The sequence below is a fragment of the Maribacter flavus genome (assembly GCF_008386635.1).
Lineage (GTDB): Bacteria > Bacteroidota > Bacteroidia > Flavobacteriales > Flavobacteriaceae > Maribacter > Maribacter flavus.
In genome coordinates this window covers 981032-1000829 of the sequence record NZ_VUOE01000001.1, presented here as the reverse complement: position 1 = coordinate 1000829, position 19798 = coordinate 981032, and the positions used below count along the sequence as shown (strand labels likewise).

The 19798-nt window shown below is 42.2% G+C and carries 12 protein-coding genes; 5 read left to right on the top strand and 7 right to left on the bottom strand.

What is annotated here, in order from left to right:
* Window positions 1–14: 14 nt before the first annotated feature.
* The 5 genes from F0361_RS04335 to F0361_RS04315 all read left to right on the top strand — a co-directional run bounded on the left by F0361_RS04335 (window position 15) and on the right by F0361_RS04315 (window position 7240).
* Window positions 15–1295, top strand: a complete 1281-nt coding sequence (locus F0361_RS04335; RefSeq protein WP_154917372.1) for a mandelate racemase/muconate lactonizing enzyme family protein — start codon at window positions 15–17, stop codon at window positions 1293–1295.
* Window positions 1296–1322: 27 nt separating this feature from the next.
* The gene (locus F0361_RS04330; RefSeq protein ID WP_154917371.1) at window positions 1323–2258 is read left to right on the top strand and encodes an RraA family protein; all 936 of its coding nucleotides are present in this window, start codon (window positions 1323–1325) and stop codon (window positions 2256–2258) included.
* Window positions 2259–2317: 59 nt separating this feature from the next.
* On the top strand, window positions 2318–4567 hold the full coding sequence (locus F0361_RS04325) for an outer membrane protein assembly factor BamB family protein (RefSeq protein WP_154917370.1): 2250 nt from the start codon (window positions 2318–2320) through the stop codon (window positions 4565–4567).
* 61 nt (window positions 4568–4628) lie between these two features.
* Window positions 4629–5840 carry a cupin domain-containing protein gene (locus F0361_RS04320; RefSeq protein ID WP_154917369.1) on the top strand — a complete coding sequence of 404 codons (1212 nt, stop codon included), beginning with the start codon at window positions 4629–4631 and terminating at the stop codon, window positions 5838–5840.
* 212 nt (window positions 5841–6052) lie between these two features.
* Window positions 6053–7240: a fumarylacetoacetate hydrolase family protein gene (locus F0361_RS04315; RefSeq protein WP_154917368.1), complete on the top strand. Its 1188-nt coding sequence runs from the start codon at window positions 6053–6055 to the stop codon at window positions 7238–7240.
* A 245-nt stretch (window positions 7241–7485) separates the two neighbouring features.
* Here F0361_RS04315 and F0361_RS04310 read toward each other — a convergent pair whose 3' ends face one another.
* The 7 genes from F0361_RS04310 to F0361_RS04280 are packed head-to-tail and all read right to left on the bottom strand — an operon-like array spanning window position 7486 to window position 19588.
* A complete protein-coding gene (locus F0361_RS04310) occupies window positions 7486–10197 on the bottom strand; it encodes an alpha/beta hydrolase-fold protein (RefSeq protein WP_154917367.1) in 2712 nt (903 codons plus the stop codon).
* Window positions 10198–10233: 36 nt separating this feature from the next.
* The gene (locus tag F0361_RS04305) at window positions 10234–11127 is read right to left on the bottom strand and encodes an alpha/beta hydrolase (protein WP_154917366.1); all 894 of its coding nucleotides are present in this window, start codon (window positions 11125–11127) and stop codon (window positions 10234–10236) included.
* A gap of 49 nt (window positions 11128–11176) precedes the next feature.
* On the bottom strand, window positions 11177–12928 hold the full coding sequence (locus tag F0361_RS04300; protein WP_154917365.1) for a glycoside hydrolase family 43 protein: 1752 nt from the start codon (window positions 12926–12928) through the stop codon (window positions 11177–11179).
* 30 nt (window positions 12929–12958) lie between these two features.
* Window positions 12959–14317, bottom strand: coding sequence for a glucuronyl esterase domain-containing protein (locus tag F0361_RS04295; protein ID WP_154917364.1), 1359 nt, complete (start codon window positions 14315–14317; stop codon window positions 12959–12961).
* A 17-nt stretch (window positions 14318–14334) separates the two neighbouring features.
* Window positions 14335–15537, bottom strand: a complete 1203-nt coding sequence (locus F0361_RS04290; protein ID WP_154917363.1) for an esterase — start codon at window positions 15535–15537, stop codon at window positions 14335–14337.
* An 11-nt stretch (window positions 15538–15548) separates the two neighbouring features.
* The gene (locus tag F0361_RS04285; protein WP_154917362.1) at window positions 15549–17114 is read right to left on the bottom strand and encodes a glycoside hydrolase family 43 protein; all 1566 of its coding nucleotides are present in this window, start codon (window positions 17112–17114) and stop codon (window positions 15549–15551) included.
* A gap of 2 nt (window positions 17115–17116) precedes the next feature.
* On the bottom strand, window positions 17117–19588 hold the full coding sequence (locus F0361_RS04280; protein ID WP_154917361.1) for a glycosyl hydrolase family 95 catalytic domain-containing protein: 2472 nt from the start codon (window positions 19586–19588) through the stop codon (window positions 17117–17119).
* Between the last annotated feature and the right edge of the window lie 210 nt (window positions 19589–19798).

The window sequence follows — 19798 nt, the reverse complement described above, 5'->3', positions numbered from 1 at the left end:
AATCAAAAGAACCAATGAAAAATTCAAGAAGATCTTTTATATCAAAATCTTTAATGGCTGGAGCAGGTTTAGGTATGGTTTCAAGTACCTATGGTAACGAATATGTAGCAGCTATTGATAAAAACCCCAAACTTTCTGCGCCTTCAGATTTAAAGATAACCGATGTAAAATGTGGTTTTATACGAAGGGGTAGTGGTCTTTTCGTGAAAATACATACCAATCAGGGAATTTACGGATGTGGAGAAGGTGTTGATGCCGTGCCAGGTACCTACCACCTGGTCAAAAGAATGGGTTTTTTTTTAAGGGACCAAAGTCCTTTCAACGTTCATAAAATATTTGAGGATATTAGACGGGCGGGTCATTTTGGCGGCGCGCAGTCAGGTACTTACGTAGCAGTTCTCTCAGCTATTGAAACTGCCTTGTGGGACTTGGCTGGCAAAGCCTTGGATTTGCCTGTTTATAAGTTGCTTGGAGGCAAATTCAGGGACAAGGTAAGAGTATATTGTGATACGGCGCTTTATAGGGTTCGTTTTCCCTCGCCGGACGATTTCGCTACCGCAGCAAAGGATGCCATCAAAAATTGGGGTTTCAATGCCTTAAAGTTCGATTTGGATTATGCTAGTGATCCGGATAAGTATGATCGATATAATTGGACCGCCAGTCCGGGTGAAATTATACGTATGTATGATCAACTTGCCGCGGTGAGGGAAGCGGTAGGTCCAAAAATTGATTTGTGTGTGGATATGCATGGACGTTATGATCATGTTACCGCCCAGACCATAGCAAAAAAAGTAGAGGATTTAAATCTTACTTGGTTGGAAGAGCCCATACCAGCAGAAAATTTTGATGCTTTTAAAACACTTGCCGAAGAAACAAGTACTCCAATTTCTGCTGGTGAAAATGTGTATCTAGGTCACGGGTTCAAGCAATTGTTAGACAATGGAGTGGATATTATTATGCCAGATCTTCAAAAATGTGGCGGATTAGGTGAAGGTCAACGTATTGCCAATTTGGCCAATTTATATTATGTTCCTTTCTCTCCACACATGGTGGCTTCATTCCTAGGTGCCATGGCCTGCGCCCATGTGTGTGCCTCGGTTCCAAATTTCCATTTAATGGAATGGCAATCGTACTTTCATACAGACCCCATGTTTAAGGAAATAGTAACCTATGATGAAGGAGATTGGGTAAAGGATAGTTTTGTAAAAGTTTCGGATAAACCGGGTATTGGGGTAGACATCAATGAGGATGCCATGCGAAAATATGCACCTGAAGGAATTCCGTTTTTTGAATAATTAATAACACATTAAATAGAGAAGATTATGTTTAAAAAAAAATATATGCTCCTAGTGGTGCTCGTGGGTCTTGCAACACAAATGATGGGGCAGCAGATCAGTAAGGAAGAACTTATTTTTTTGACTCCACAATGGACCGGAGAACGTTTTGATGATGGAAGACCCAAGGTGTCCGATGCCCTGTTGGAAAGGATAAAATCCGTAAGTGTGGAAGAGGCTTGGGCCGTCATGAAGAACGAAGGATATCGATATCAAATAGCGGAGGATTGGAAAATGATCAATCCAGATAGTGTTTTGGTAGGTCGCGCCGTAACAGCCACCTTTATGCCAGGCCGCCCTGATGTATGGAAAGCCATTGATGACCGTGGAAAAGCTGAGGGAAAACGGGGACAAAATACATGGCCCGTGGATATTTTGGTTAAGGGTGATGTTTATGTTGCCGATCAATTTGGGGCGGATAAGGACGGTCCTACCATTGGGGACAATGTAGGGAATGCCATTTATGCCAAAACTGGAAATGGCATCGTTTACGACGGCGCTCTTAGGGATGTGGAGGGACTCATGGAAATAGGTGGTTTTACCTCCTATTACACCAGCTATGATGCATCCCACCACAATCCACCGGGAGATTTGAATACGATGCTCATCGGTATAAACCAACCTACCCGAATCAGAACGGTAACCGTTATGCCAGGCGACGTGGTCTTGGGAAAAATGGGAGTAGTGACTTTTATACCTCCCCACTTGGCCGAAAAGGTCGCAACAACTTCGGAAGTTGTTAGGCTCCGTGATATGTTTGGCCACTTGCGCATAAAAGAAGGTGTATATACCGCAGGACAAATAGATACCCGTTGGGCAGAGGATATAGAAAAAGACTTTAGCAAGTGGCTCAACGAACATATAGATGATCTTCCTGTTTCAAGGGAACAGATTCAAGAAATATTGAAGAAAAGAACTTGGTAACCGTTAGGAGTACGGTTGAAATTAAAACCCTTATCGCCGGGATTTTACACCTTAAAATAATGCAAAAAAAAGACTTATCCAGATTTCTGATTTCTCTTTCAGTAACGATGATCTTACTCGTTCTTGTTGGATGTCAATCTCCTGAAGTTCAAAGAAGGGACCATAAGACATGGTCCCACTATGGGGGCAGTCCGGATCAATCCAAGTTTTTTGAGTCGCCTAGTATTACCAAGGAAAATGTAGGTCAATTGGAAATGCTTTGGAGCTATCCTTCCGGCGATGATAGGTTTTATTTTTTCAGTCCTATTATTGTGGACAGTACCATGTTTGTGTTAGGAAAGAATAGTTCTTTAATTGCAATTAATGCCCTAACAGGGGAAGAGCTTTGGATTCATGCCAATTTACCGGGAATTACCAGAAGAGGTATCAATTACTGGGAAAGTGAGGACAAGAGTGATCAAAGATTGTTGTTTACCTTGAACAATTCCATACAGGCCATAGATGCAAGAACAGGAAAATCCATAGAGAATTTTGGAAACAATGGATATGTAGATCTTAGGGAAGGGTTGGACCGTGATCCAACCTCAATAACCCGTATTCAATCTATGATGCCAGGTGTCATTTATGACAATCTATTGATAATGGGGTCCGCGCCCGGAGAAGGATATTTTTCGCCGCCGGGTCATGTCAGGGCCTATAATGTGGTCACTGGTAAAATGGAGTGGATATTTCATACTATTCCCCATCCTGGCGAATATGGCTATGAAACATGGCCAAAGGATGCTTACAAATACGTGGGCGGTGCCAATGTTTGGAGTGAAATCTCCGTAGATGAGGAAAGGGGAATCGCGTATTTGCCCATTGGTTCACCTACGTATGATTATTACGGGGCCGATAGACTAGGAAGTAATCTTTTTGCAAATTCCCTTGTTGCCGTAGATGCCAAGACAGGAGAAAGATTATGGCATTACCAAACGGTACATCATGATTTGTGGGATTATGATTTATCACCTGCACCTCAACTACTAACAGTGAACAAGGATGGGAAAAAAATAGATGCGGTTTCCATAGCCACAAAACATGGATTTGTTTTTGTGTTTGATCGGGTATCCGGGGAACCTTTATTTCCAATTGAAGAAAAACCATTTCCAAAAAGCGAAATGCCTGGGGAAGAATCTTGGCCTACCCAACCCATAACATCACTTCCTAGTTTTACAAGACATGAGGTAACCAAGGAAAATTTGAATCCATATTTTTCGGATAGCCTTCGACAGGATTGGCTTAAGCGGCTGGACTCGGCAAAAACCGGTCTGTATGTGCCGCCATCGGATAAATATGAAACCCTAATGATGCCTGGAGCCTTGGGTGGTGCCAACTATGGTAATACTGCTGCAGATCCAGAAAAGGGAATAATGTACATAATGACCCAAGAGTATGCCTCAACGTACAGGTTAAATAAAGTGGAACCACCTAAAAATGAATTGACGAATAATGATGTTGATAAGGTGAAATCGCTCTACGGGTCTTCGTGTATTGCCTGTCATGGTCCAAATATGGAGGGTGGTGCGGGACCTTCCCTAAAAAATTTGGGACACCACATGTTTTATGAGGATTTTAGAAATATCGTAATCAACGGAAAAGGGGTCATGCCTGGTCTGATACATGTGGACGAAGCCTCTTTAATGGCGTTGTTTCAGTTTTTGGGGGGTGATCCTGAACGTAGAAATTTTAGACGTGGCCAACGTGAAGATGTACCGATTAAAGGGCCAGTTGTGGCTTCAGGAGGCGTGGATATTCCCCCGGATACCCAGCGTGGCGCTCCCATGCAAGAGTATCCTGAAGGCACTGATCATCCAGAAGTAAGGTACACCACGGATTATGGTTTGGACTGGCCGGGTTTAATTGACCCACCTTGGTCTTCGATCCTTGCATATGACCTCAATAACGGAACGATAAAATGGAGACGGCCCATTGGCGTGGACTCCCTTTATGCAAAAGGGGATGAGACCAAGGGAGCTCCAAATGGTACACAACGTAAGGGTATGGTAATTACCTCTACGGGTATCGTATTTGCTACTGCCAAAGGAGGCAAGGTATATGCATTTGATAGTGAAGATGGAAGCGTACTATGGGAAACTACTTTGAGCAATGAAACCAATGCCCAACCAAGTATGTTTACTTTGAACGGTAAGGAATATTTGGTCATAAATGCTACTTCCAATTTTAGAAGCGATAGTTACGATCATTCAAAAAAGTCGGGAGCCATTTCCAAAGGGTACGTGGTTTACGGGATACCGGATAAAAAATGACTTCTTTCGTAGGGGTTAAAAATGATAATTTTTCGAATCGATTAAAATATAGTTAACTCTTATGAAACCAATACTTAGTTTTTTGTGCTGTCTTTTGGGCAGTATCTGTATAGCGCAAAACCTCAATGAAAGGGTGGTCCATAATGACCCTTCTACCTATCGGGATTTGTCTAGTGTGCACGCAGGTGCAGGTACAATGGGTTTTACCCAGTTAGTAGGTAGAAATGATCTGGCCACTAATTTTTTGTATTTACATTCTGGAATAATTCAGCCTAAATCTGGGATAGGCCATCATTTTCACCATTCCATTGAAGAGATGTACGTTATTCTGGATGGGGAGGCGGAGTTTACGATTAATGGAAGAACATCGACCCTAAAGGGGCCGGCATTAGTTCCCTGCAAACTTGGCGATTCCCATGGTATTTATAATGCCTCTGGAAAACCTTTAAAGTGGTTGAATTTTGCCGTAAGCGAGGTAAAGGCAAGGGGAGATGCCTTTGATTTGGGAGACGATTTATCCAAAACCAAAAAAGATGGCGCCCCTGTGTTTGTAAATGCTCAATTGAACAGGAGCCAACTTAAAGAGGACGAAAAGGCCCATTATGGAAAGGGAGCAAAGTTTAAAAGAATTTTGGGACCCGAAATCTTTAGAACCGCTTGGCACCATGTGGATCATCTAGTAGTGCCGGCAGGGACCAAAACAGAAATGCATCGATTGGAAGGTACAGAGGAGGTTTATTACATTATGAAAGGAACAGGGTCCGCTACAGTAGGTTCGTCCACGGTAGAGTTAAAGAAAGACGATTCCTTCTTTGCCAGCTTGGGAGAGGAGATATCATGGTCTGGTGATGGTGAAGATTTGGAAATTTTGGTGATTGGTATAGCCGCATCCAATGAAAGTGTGCATAAAATTAATAAACCCTTGAACCGACCCAAGGCCATGGCATTGCAAATGGACTTTGTGGTAGATGCGGAAAATGCGGCAGCTTTTGAAAAAATGTACTATTCCATTTATGTTCCCGCAATGGTCGTACAAGACGGATATTTAAGTTCTAAACTACTTCGTCTTTTTCCTCAAGATTTGTCAAAGGAGATCCAAGCGGAACCAACTATATTCAACTACCAAATTCAAATATCTTTCGATACGGAAGAAAATAGGAGAAAATGGGTGGCCAGCGACCAGCATCAAATTGCATGGCCGGCAGCATCAGGACTTGCCAAGGAATTTAAGTGGCGAGGCTACGATGTTTTGGGTGATGATGTGCAGCAATAAAAAATAGTCGTTCTTAAAATGGGTCGGCATTTTCCTTGTTAGTAATAAAGGCTTAAAAATGGTTTCTTATTTTTAAGATGGGTAAATAAGCATCCAGGCATTTATTGAAAACAAGATTCGACACCTCGTAAGGCGATGTTTTAGAATAAAATTAGGCAAATACATGGCAATACAACAACGATTGTACAACCCACTAAATATCAAAACTATACATGGATAAAAATCAAATAATCCCAGAATTGGCTAATGAAGGCATATGGATAGGAAGATGCCACGTTCCAAAAAAAAACGCTTTTAAAAATATAGCGGGACCCCACGTGATTTGGGCCCATAAGGGAATAGTTTATGATCTGTCCTATTATTTTAAATCTACCAGTGAACTTATCAATACTAGTTCTTATAAAGAGTTTCTAAAGGTGAACGACCAAAATATTACCCAAATAGGAAAGCTGGAAGAAATTTTGGAGAACTCCATATTCCATAATAGAGATGAAGAAAAACCTTTTTTACTGGCCCCTAACGATACCCAGGCGGTTAAGGCCTGTGGGGTAACTTTCATTAAAAGCCTATTGGAACGTGTAATTGAGGAGAAGGCAAAAGGTGATCCCATGTTGGCAAATGAGATAAGGGAAGAAATTACGGCTACCATAGGGGAGGGTTTAAATAATGTTAGACCCGGTTCTGACCATGCCATGAAATTGAAGGCAGAACTAAAAAAACGAGGTATCTGGTCACAATATTTGGAAGTAGGTATAGGGCCGGATGCCGAAGTATTCACTAAGTCCCAACCCTTTTCTTCCGTTGGTTTTGGTGCAGAAGTAGGGGTTCACCATGATTCTGGTTGGAACAACCCAGAACCAGAAGTGGTATTGGTAGTGACCAATAAAGGGCAAATAGTGGGTGCCACATTGGGCAACGATGTTAACCTGAGGGATTTTGAGGGAAGGAGCGCCTTATTACTTGGCGAAGCGAAGGATCAAAATGGCTCATGCGCCATCGGTCCGTTATTTAGAATGTTTGACGATACGTTTGCCTTGGAGCATTTAAAAACTTCAAAAGTATCATTGAAAATTGAAGGAAATGATGGTTTTCTTTTGGAGGATTCCAGTGATATGGGGGAAATAAGCAGGTCTCCGGAGGACTTGGTGAGTCAGGTATTGAGCGATAATCATCAATATCCCGATGGGTTTGTACTTTTTTGCGGAACGATGTTCGCCCCTACGTTGGACCGGGACAAAGAAGGCATGGGCTTTACCCATAAAATAAGTGATAAAGTGGTAATTGCATCTCCCAAACTTGGCCAATTGGTTAATTGGGTAAACTTAACGAATAGGATTCCAAGATGGCAATTTGGAATCAATGCCTTTGTTGATTATACCCTAAAAAGAATGATTGGCTAGCATTAGCTATAGGTTGATGCTGTGGTAAATTGAAATCCCCCTTCTTAAGAAACTGATTTATTTGTTCCTAAACCTATTGTGTTATTACTCCCAACCTCTGTAAATAGCAATTTTCAATTGTGCTTATAGGGATTGGGAGTCAACATAGATTACATTGTATTGGATAAGTTCAAAGTATATAATCCATAACGAAATTGCGCATTAAGCCTTTTGAATTTTCCACAGTCATTATTTTTCAAAAGGTTTCATTTCTTAAATAAGTGCCGTGCAAAAGTATACAGGTCATGCCGCCATACGGGCCATGTATGCCCTCCTGGATATTCGCTGTACTCATATTTGATACCTATCTCGTCAAATTTTTTCATCATCACCTGACAGTTTTGATAGGCAATATCCTCTTTACCTCCCATGGAAATAAAGAAGCGGTTCAAATTGTTATTGATTTTCTCGGTATGCTCTTTCATAAGTGCATATTGGGGACCCGATAACTCATCGTTATTCGCGAACCATCCCGAACTGAAAACACCTAAATAAGCGAACATATCCGTATTCTGAATACCTGCATAAAGTGTTTGCAATCCACCCATGGAGAGTCCGGCCAAGGCCCTATTTTCAGAACCTGTCTTAACACGATATTTGTTTTCCACAAAAGGTATCGCTGCTTGTTTTAGTTCATTTTCAAAAGCCTTCAGTGAATTTTCGTTGAACCCGGCGAGACCGCCAGAGAAAACATTTCCGTCCAACATGGCAATAATCATAGGTTCAGCCTCATTTTCGGCAATTAAATTGTCCAATATTAGATTAGTTTTCCCTTGCATGGCCCAGCCCCGTTGGTCCTCACCACCGCCGTGTAAGAGGTAGAGCACCGGATAGTTGCCGGTTGACCCATCGTACCCCGGAGGTGTATAGACATACATTTCTCGCCAAGAACGGGAAGCTTCGGAATAGTACTTGTTAATGCGAATATCACCATGGGGAACATCCTTTAAGCTGTAGTATCCATCTCCCTTGAACGGTATCTCGATTCCACTGGCCATACGGCCCATTCCATAAAATGATTCGCTGGCAGGATCTGCAACCGCTACCCCGTCGATAATCAGGGAATAGTAGTGAAAACCTTCGGTGATGGAGTCTGTGGTAACGGTCCAAAAACCTTCATCATCTATTTCCATGTCGTATTTTTTACCCAGGTCTATTTGTAGATTTTTGGCATCCGGAGCCTTGGTCTTGAAAATAACACGCTTATCTGGTAGTATTTGAGGATAGGAAGACCTTCTTATATTGGTGCTTGCTGTTAATCCGAGCACGCTGTATTTGTTGAAAAGTGATTTATCAACCGGTTTAAAGAGTAATTGAGAAAACATGTACAAGTCATTTTTCCACACCTCAAAATCATGTCCACCTGGTTCCACATAAAAGATATGGGGAACATCGTGTGCATTCAAGTAATCACTCGTACGTTTACTAAAAGGCATCAGACCGTCGGCATCGCCACAACTGATCCATAATACTTCCAATTCTTTAGCCTTTTCAGGATTTGGCAGTAATTCTTCAGGTACTTTTGTATTTGGAGCCGAAGAAAAGGCACCTACCCAAGAGAAAGTATCCAAATTGCCCAAACCAAAATTTAGGGTTTGCCCACCACCCATAGAGAGACCTCCAATGGCACGGTGCTCCTTATCCTTGTAGACTTTGAATTTTTTCTCGACATACGGAATCAAATCGTTCAACAAGTCTTTTTCAAAAGTGGCAAATGCGGCCACTTTATCCTGGGCAAAAATATTACCCTCGGCCCGGTCATTTTTCATGGCGCGACCGTTTGGCATGACCACAATCATGGGTTCCAATTTTCTTTCCGCATAAAGATTGTCCAAAATTGCGGCCGGAGCTCCATTTTTATACCATTCCTTTTCATCGCCACCGATGCCATGTAATAAATATAATACTGGATAGCGTTTTGATTTGGAATAACCTGGAGGAGTGTAAATGAGCACTTTCCTCTGGGTACCGACCGTTTTTGAATCATACAGAATACTGTCGATACGACCTTTCGCTATTCCGGATTTTTCCATATCAAACCCTTTAGGAGCGTGCCTTTCGGCAATTGGATTGTTGGCCTGATTACGAAGAGCATTCAATAGTTTAATGGCATATCTTCTGCCAAGAATACGGTAGCCTTCGGCATTAAAATGAAGATTATCCTTTGCATCCGGCACTCCCTTTGACGAAACAATATGTGCATTGGGTATCGTTTCTGGAAGCGTTGCAACAATTTCGTTCATACTCGAACAAATACCGCCTTGATCCGCATGTACCATCTCACCGGCAATTAAAGGTGTTTTGGAAGCCTCGAGCCCCAAGTCTTTAAGCAGGTTGTCATATACTACTTTTACTTTTTTGGGCCATAGGGTGTCCCCGGTGTTCGATTCTCCCTGATGTAATAAAATACCCTTTATAACACCATCTTTTTGAGCAATCTTTGCCATCTCTACGAGACGACCATATGGATTTCCGTCGTATTCCTTAATCATATTCAGCATCCAATCTGGGGCTGTTTTGACATAATCCTCATAACCATCCTTGTCGAAAAGCTCAATTTTGCAACCTCCTACCGCTACATTTATGACCCCAACTGTAATGCTGTCGGGCAAACTTTCTACCATTGTTCTTCCGAAATAATCTGTAGGTGTAAGGCCTGTTTTACAACGGCATAGGGGCGGTATGGCCGTGTACCAATTTCCTTTCTTTCGATTAAGTTCCGGACAGTCTACTGCTGCCAAAACCTTAAAACGGTCCGTTACATCAATAGTATCCTGTGCTTCTATACGCGCATTGCCTTCCATGTTTGACTGACCAAAACTTAAATAAATATGGAAGTTTGGGTCCTGACCCATAATTTTTATGGAAGACATTAAGAATATTGCCAAAACGCCGATGTGGATTCTTAGTTTTTTCATTTTTAGTGCTGTGTATCTAGTTTACAATTAAAAATATCAGTCATTCATTAATTGGTTCCTTTTCATCCAATCAAATAAGGGAGTAATCCAGCTGGAGTGTTTGAAAATAAATCCATGACCTCCTTTTGGATAAATATGCATTTCCACATTTACTTTTTTGTGTCTCAATTGTTCGAAATATTCAATACTATTGTCCACATCAACAGTGATATCATCTGCAGCATGCGTTATGTAAGCAATTGGTGTATTTGTATTCACTTGTAATTCATTAGAGAAAAGTTGAACATCTTCTTCACTTGGATTTTCACCAATTAAAGCATTTCGAGAACCATCGTGGGTTAAATTACTGGTCATGCTAATCACTGGATAAATCAAAATTTGAAAGTCGGGCCGTAAGCTTGTGTTCTTTGCATTTTCTATGTGGGCTTTTTCAAAATGGGTGGAAACAGTTGAAGCTAAATGCCCACCAGCAGAAAACCCCATTACACCAATTTTATCTTTGTTCAACCCCCACTTTTCAGCATTTTCACGTACTATTTTTATGGCTTGTTGGGCATCTTGTAAAGGGCCAATTTTTCTATCAACCATGATCTCATCATTTGGTAAGCGATATTTTAGAACAAAAGAGGCAATACCTTTTTCAGCTAAAATTTTTGCATTGTTAATGCCTTCACCTTGATAAACAACAACACTATAACCGCCGCCGGGAATAAGAATAACGGCTGTGCCTGTCGCTTTTTCGGGATTTGGTTTAAAATATTCCAGGGTAGGATGGGTTACATTCCTATACAAACCTTCTCCCGATTCTTTTATTTCAGAGGGTTTTGAATTTGGAATTTCAGAAGAATATAGATTTATTATTTCCTGAGCATTTATAGCGGAAAATGATAAGAAGAATAAAACTATATGATAAAAAATATTTTTCCCCATTAAGTAGATTTTAAGTTACTCGGTAATTACTTTTCAAAAAATAATTGTACTAATCCTCCAGTATGATGTCGTTACCCGATGTTGCATACAATCCTAACAAGGCACCGGTAAAACCTCCGGCAACATCGGTAGAAAGAATATCTCCAGAAACTGTTCCGCCAACCGTTTTGAAATCCGAACCGTTTACTGCATAACTGAATTGATATTCATCCCCTTCGGCTGATATTTTTAGGTCTATTGGGCCATTCAAATCAATCGGTTCCGTTGCGATGATTTCAGAAACTGTTTCGCCACGCCAATTTGGTTTACTGTTTTTCTGAAGAACTAAATAGTTTTCCTTTCCTTTTTTTGTGATACCGAATACATAATTGGAATTTTCATTTTGATAGGCCGTAACTCCGGCCATGTCTTTTTCCGATTTAGGCTCATATTCCAAAGTAGTTGTAAAGGAAAAGGTTCTATGCTGTTGCCGATGAAATAACGTTGAGGTAGGTTTTCGTTCCTTGATGTTGGTACTGAACGGGGAGATTTCCAAGCCTTTCTTTGTTTGTTTGATGAATGCTTCCCGTGTACCCCTTAAACCAATCCATCTATAATCCAGCTTATCCGAAGAGAAATTTTCTTCAAAGGTGAAGTTTCCATTGGGTATAAAACCATCTTGACCGGTTTTATTGGTTACGCCTTGCGGCATTTTAAGCTTTGGCTCCATAGGGACTAAGCCATTTTCGAAGACAGGATATTCACCGGACCAATCCACCGGTAGAATGAAGGTCTCCCGACCCGTATTAACGCGATTTTCTTCATTGGGTCTAATGGCAAGGAATACGCCGTAATATTGGTCGTCCGGACCTTTAACCAAATCGGCATGACCGGCCCAGTCCACCATATTTTCTCTGTCTTTTGGAAAGTAACGTTGGGTCAAAATCGGGTTACTAGGAGCAGGAATGTAGGGTCCTTTTGGGCTATCACTTTTAAAAATCACTTCACTATGCCAGTCGCCCGTACCACCTTCCGCGCACATTAAGTAATAACTTCCGTCTTTTTTATAGATATGTGGTGCCTCGATCCAAATAGGTTTTTCGGTAATATCTACGCCACCATCAACAATGATTTCGTCTGTACCGGCTATTACTTGATCCTTCTCAATATCATATTCCCATATTTTGATGACCCTGTGCCCATTATATAATTCTTTTCCTTTATCTGGGGCATCATTATGTACAACATACCCCTTACCGTCATCATCAAAGAAAATGGAGGGGTCAATTCCGCCAAAATCTAGCTTTTTTGGGCTGCCCCATCCTTTCATAGGATCTTTTGTCTTTACGATGATATTTCCTAGTCCCCCAGAAAAAGCCGTAACTATCATATAAAATGTGTCATTATTAGGGTTGTAAGTAATACCAGGGGCATAAACACCTTGACTAATACCGGTATCGTGAGGGTTGAACTCAGTAATGTCATCTAGAACACCACCTAAGTCGGTCCAATTAACTAAATCTTTTGAGTGGAAAATGGGCACGCCGGGAAACATGGCAAAAGAGGAGCAAACCATATAATAGTCGTCTCCCTTTCTGGTAATGGCAGGATCTGGGTAACAACCCTGTAAAATGGGATTATAAAATTCCCCTTCTTCCAATGGATAATCGTTGTAGACCTGATCGTTACCCTCATAGATGACTTTCGTAAATATGGGGACATTTTTCTTAGGAGGATACGTACTGTATTCCGCAACGGTAAAGCTTACCATTGCAAACAGCGATAAAACGGCCATTACTAAAAGTGTATTTCTTTTTCTCATTTTTAAAGTATTCAAAAGTTGTATTAATTCTTATTTATCTGTCCAGTATTTATGTGCCCACGCAATCCAAGTACTCCAGTTGGGCCCTGTGCTATGCCCACCCGCATGTTGCCTAAAAGCAACTTCTCCAGAAGTCAAGGCTTGTCCAATTACAGGATATTCCTCACTTTCCATCCCTTTTTTGCCGAGCAAGGTATATACCGGGGAAGCATGAAGTCCTGCAAGGAACATGCCCTTGCCATCTACCCAATTCCCTTCGATGAGCGGCGAACCTACGCTAATAAAGACGGGTCTTGGCGCACATAGCGCAATGAGTTCATGGGCATCAACAGGCAAGTCATTTACCGTGAGGGTGCTCGCATATTTAATGAAATTACCTGCAAACCAGTGGTACTCGCCGCTAGAAGCCAAATTTTCTACCATCTCACCAAAATTCCTTCGTAATAGGGAAGCTCCTCCAGCTCCAGAGCTACCAATAAAGCCCAAAGAAAACCGTGGGTCAAAGGCCATGGTGACCAAGGCCGCCTTACCATAGCGCGATGTTCCTTCAATACCGATTTTTGAGGCGTCGATTTTTGGATTAGTTTCATAATAGTCCATGGCTCTTCCAGCTCCCCAGGCCCAAGCACGGAGTACACCCCAATCTTCCGGGCTTCTATGCTCTCCTTTATTGACGAGACCTATAATCCCTGAGGTTAATCCCGCCCCATTATCCGCCTGAATAGTTGAAGGTACCAAAATGGCATAGCCCCAGTCTTGTGAGATCAGTTGTTGTTTCCATAAGGGTTCATAAGAGGACATGAAATAACTGTTGGGTTCTGCGGGAGGTGGACCAAAAGGCCAAGTAATAAAGCCAAAACGGGTGACCAAAGGCACCGCCTTTTCAATGTTTTTGGGAAGCCCTATCAGCAACTCAATATTAACTTCGATATTGGGATGGTTGGAATTGTCCACCTTGCCTATGAGCAGCGTTTCCGTTACCGGATACGGACCGGCGGTAGTGTCTTTTTCCGACACGACGGTCCAGCTTATATCGGGGATGTTTTCCGGGACATGACCGTACATCTCCTCTTCAAACTGTGCTACTATTTCTGGTCTTCTAATATTCCACCAAGCTTTTTCTGTTGCTACTGGAGTTCCGTTTGAAGTAACTAAAGGGTCGGGTAGGGAATAGAAACCAACTTTGTTCTCATCCGTATTAGCGGCATTGGGGTCAGTGGGATTTCCTGATGGTCCTGGACGATTGGGAATCGTAATCCCCAATTGCTCCTTCATTTGTGCAAAATCTTGTCGGGTATACTTGGCGATACTATCCCTTGACAAATCACTATTCTGGGCACCTACTAGGATAGTACTTAAGAAAATAAAGAAGTATAGTATTTTTTTCAAGTTGGAAGGATTTTTGTTCAGTTATCAAGGTCTTTCCAAAGGTTGGGCAGAAACCTATAATATAAGAGGTGCCGCCAAGTAGACCAGTCATGTCCACCCTTGCCGCCCACATAGTAGTCGTGTTCTATGTTGTGGTTTTTTAAGGCATCGACGAGGCCTTGGACCCTAGCATTGAAAAAACCTTCCGCTTCCTTGGTTCCTTGACCTACGAAAAGATAATCGACCTTGTCATTGACGTTTGGATCATTTAAGAAATCTTTCAAAGAAGTTTCCGCATCGGTATCTCCAGCACTGAGAATTCCAAAGTTCGCAAAAAGATCGAGCGACCTAAAACCGATGAACATACTGTGACGGCCTCCCATGGATAATCCGGAAATGGCTCTTCCTTGAGGAGATTCTATCGTACTGTAATTTCTATCTACTATTGGAATCACATGGTTTCGTAGCTCCTTTTCAAAAATATCAAAAGTCAGTTGTGCATGCTCAGGATGGTTTCTGTGGATGACCTGATTGTTGGGAATGGCAATAATCATTGGCTTTGCCTTGCCTTCTGCCAAAAGGTTGTCCATAATAAAATTTGCCCTTCCATCATAAATCCAATTGGATGGTAGTTCGCCACTACCTCCTACCAGATAGAGTACTGGATATTCTTTACTAGAGTCATAACCGGGAGGCGTGTACACATACAATTCCCGTTCGCCATTGGTGACATCCGAATGATAAACATGACGCGTAACATTTCCATGGGGAACATTTTTCGCATCATAATACGAAGGTTCGTCACCATGCACCACCAAAGTACTGTATGGTGGCATGGCTGTAAAAGCGGCCTGGGTATTATTGGGATCTGCAATTTGCGCACCATCTATCCTAAAATGATACGAATACATATCTACCGGAAGTGGGCCAATAGTCAATGACCAGACCCCATCATCGCCTTGGGTAAAGGGGATGGGCTCTCTTCCCTTGCCCAAAGCAGTGTTGATGGCACCAGGGTTCAATTCCACATTTTTTGCGTGGGGAGCCTTTACCCGAAAAGTAACGGTGCGGTCATCATGAACTTCGGGAGAATTTACCGCTGCACTAAAAGGAATCAACCCTTCCGTATCTTTCTGTGGGTTATAGTCCAAGTTGACATTCGCTTGCTGACCAAAGCCAAGGGCTACAGTTTGCAGCAGAGCCGAGGTGAAAATTTGTAAATAAAAATTCTTAAAATTCATAGTAGTGTTTTTTAATCCAGTTCATTCTTAATCCGGAAATAGTCGAAATCCACCAAGCCTCCGGTTTGGGAAGTGGCATAATTGAAGAGCCCAAAACGGTATCCCATAAAGTGGGGTAGGGTGTAGGACATTTTTAATTCCGACCCTATTCTCTTCCAATTTTTGTTATCCAAACTATAATAGAACCAAGCCACATCCTTTTTATCGGTAAAATCGCAGCTTGCTTTTAGATAGAGTGTATTCTGGTCGAGAGGAAGCTCCTCTACAATCTTTTCACCTTCATCGTTACCCAAAACCATGACAATTTTCTTTTTGCCCTTTACTTGGGTTGCACCGACCCAACCGTAGTTTTTTTGGAGAAGCACCAATCCGGCATTATCACCCTCCTTCATATTGGAAACGTCTATGGAAGTAACACCCTGACAAACGGGACCTATCGTTCGTTGTGTAAGCGTATTTCTGGTATCCACCAATGTTTCGTCCGTTCGCCCTGTGGTCAATCGTAAAAAACCTTTACGGTTTGAAAGCGACCATAAACTGTCCACAGGATTATGGTTCCATTGCCAAACCAATGGAAGTATTACATCATTTTTTTTACGCTTGAACTCATCCGAAGCCACGATATTCGGAATCAATCCTTCGCTTGGAGGTAAATCCAAGGTATTAGGTACTTTTCCATCTATGCCAAGTATGGGCCAACCATCTTCCCATTTGACCGGAACTATATATGGAATTCTACCCACGGAGCCATAATCCCTAAAGAGATAAGAAAACCATTTCCCATCCGGGGTATCTATGAGGCCGCCTTGGGCAACTCCTTTGTCCTGGAGCGCAAGTCTGCCTTCCCAAGGACCGTTGATGTTGTCCGCTCGATGAATTAATACGGTGCGCATGCCACCTCTTGGCCAAGTAATGTTGAAGAGATAGTATTTTCCATTGATTTTAAAGAGTTGTGAACCCTCCGCACCCAACATGATATTGTCACCGGCCGGGGCACTGGCGTTTTCAATCAAGACCCTTTCCGTTCCTTTTTTTACGCCGGACAAATCGCTTTCAAGTTCGGCGATCATCAATTTCCCGGCACCCCAAATCATGTATACTTTGCCATCATCGTCAAAATGGACCGTCAAGTCGTGATAGGAAGGTTCAAATGAGGTTTCGTTCCATGGACCATTTTCTATATCCTTGGTAGAAAAGACGTAGGTTTTTCCGGTGGTGGCTGCAAACGTGAAGACATAAAATGTTCCATTATGGTAGCGTATACAACTGGCCCAAGAACCCCTGCCGTAGGCATTTTTACCGTTTTCCATATTTATGGCATCCACCTCCCCGAGTCGGTCATAGGCATAGTTCACCAATTCCCAATTGACCAAGTCTTTGGATTTCATGATAGGAACCCCGGGACTCAAATGCATGGTGGTACTGCTCATATAGTATGTGTCTTCTACACGCACCATGGATGCATCCGGAACATCCGCAAACAAAATGGGGTTCTGTGCGTTTTGCTTTTGGGCATGAGCGGAAAACTGAAGCATCAGTAAAACGAGCAAAATAGTATGGGTGAAAAATCGGATCATGCTTACTTCTCCATTATAAAGGTGTATGTCTTTCCTTTTTCAGTTTCCAAATCGTATAGAAACGTATTTGCCAATTCTAGATTCTTCAAGGTGGCCTCCTTGGAAATTATGGGTGCAGCCGTTTCAGGTACATAAAAGAGTGGATTCGGATTTTCGTCTTCCACTTTTTTCAAGGTTCCTATTCCGACTAATTCTACGGCATTTGGAACTCGAAGTCGGAGGTTTCCTCCCAAATTCGATTTGATCGTAGCGACTACTAATTTTTTATCCTTCCATTCCATCGAAACCAATTCAAAATCACCCCGAGCTTTTAAACCGCCTACATAGCCGGACTTTAAGGCATCTGGAATGGCGGGGAGCAAATGAACCGAGCCATCGGAACTTTGCAACAACATTTCGGCAATACCGGAGGTACACCCAAAATTCCCATCAATTTGAAACGGTGGGTGCGCATCGAAGAGGTTATTGTAGGTACCGCCCCCGCCTTGGTTTATGCCGACCGGGGTCAACTGGTCCTTTATCAATTTATAGGCATGGTTGCCGTCCTGCATTTTGGCCCACCAGTTTACCTTCCAGCCCATGCTCCATCCTGTAGAGACATCACCACGTTGCAGTAATGTATTTTTTGAGGCTGCAAAAAGTTTGGGAGTTCGGTAGGGCGAAATCTGGTTGGACGGAAAGAGACCGTACAAATGAGAAATATGCCTATGATGATCTTCGGGTGAATCCACATCATCCAACCATTCCTGTAATTGATTGTGCTTGCCCACTTGCATAGGTGGGAGTTGTTTTCTTAGCATTTTAAGGGAATCGGCAAAAGCTTCATCCTTTCCCAAAATTTTAGAGGCTTTGATTGCGGTATTGAAAACATCCAGAACCAATTGATTGTCCATGGTGGAGCCAGCCGTAATGGAAGAACCTTGATGTTCCTCTGGTGCGTTTTCGGGGGAATTTCCAGGAGCAACCACCAGATAGGGATAATTAGGATGATCAACCAAAAAATCGGCATAGAACTCGGCAGCACCTTTTAAAGCGGGATATATGGATTGTAAAAATGATGTGTCCCCAGTATATAAATAATGTTCCCAAAGATGCTGGCTGGTCCATGCCCCGCCACCGTTCCAGATGCCCCAAAACGCACCGTCTATGGGGCCGGTAATTCGCCAAATATCGGTGTTATGATGCGCCATCCAACCCCTAGCACCATACATGACTTTTGCGGTTTCTTTTCCCGTTTCCGAAAGCTCTTGCACCATGGTCAAAAAAGGTTCGTGCAATTCCGAGAGGTTGGTTCGCTCTGCAGGCCAATAGTTCATTTCCGCGTTTATGTTGATCGTATACTTACTGTCCCATGCGGGTTTCATGCGTCCGTTCCATATTCCCTGCAAGTTTGCCGGTTGTCCACCAGGTTGGGAAGAGGAAATCAATAAATACCTTCCAAATTGAAAATATAGGGACACAAACGAAGGGTCATTAGTATTTCTAAAATTTGCCAATCGCTCATCCGTAGGTAGTTTTGAAGCCTCCGAACTTCCAAAATCCAAAACAACCCTATCAAAGAGCTTTTGATATTTTTTAATGTGGTCAGACTTTAATTGGTCATAGTCTTTTTCAAAAGCAGCATCCAAATACGCTTTTGCCCGTTCCGTTTCATCACCACTCAAGTCATGGTATGAATTAAAGTTTGTAGCAATGGAAACCATGATAACGGCTTCATCCGCATTTTTAACTTCAACGGAGGAATTGGTTTGGGTGACCGTTCCGTTAGTAGTTTTTATTCTGGCCAGCGCATTGAACTCCACTTTACCCTCTACTCCTTCGTGGTCACTCGTTTTGCCCCAAAGTGAAAGTTGGTCGTTACCCTGAGTCTCAATTCTTGGTTCTAGGTGCGGCGTAGTAAAGTTTGCCGTAAATGAAACTTTACCCGGTTCATCGGCCGAAATTTTAATCACTAGCACACGGTCGGCCAAAGAAACGAAGGCTTCTCGGGTATAGGTAACTCCATTTAATTGGTATGAGGTTTTGCTGATGGCCTTGCTGATATCCAATTCCCGATAGTAATCTTGGTAGTTGTGGTGGTTTGGAAACGATAGCTCCAGATTCCCCACGGGCTGAAACATTTGACCATGTGATTTTTTGGTAATGATTTTCTCATTGGCCAGTTCTTCTGCGGCCTTATATTCGCCTTTAAAAATCAGCTCGCGCACTTCTGGCAAAGCTTCCAGTGCATCCGGATTATCATTTCGGTTGGGACTGCCGCTCCAAACTGTATGCTCATTCAATTGAAAAATATCCTTGTCTACGTTCCCATAGACCATGGCTCCTATGCGTCCGTTTCCTATGGGTAATGCATTTTCCCAAACCTCTCCAGAAGGCTCATCATACCATAATTTTAGGTCGGAATTTTGTTGACCAAAAAATAAAAATGGAGCTAGGAGAATGGCCGTACATATTACTTTTTTTAGGGTTACCATCTAACTTATAAAATGAAGGTTTAAATTTAAGTGTTCAATATACACATAAAGCCGATTTAAATTTTATTTTTAAAAAGTATTTTTTGAATAATTGTGAAGGAATCTAAAAAAAACCAATAAATTGTTAGAATAACTTCCGTTATTTTGAGACTTATAACATTTGTGAACCGAATTATTAATTTTTTTGGTTTAAGATAAGTGACGCAGCAC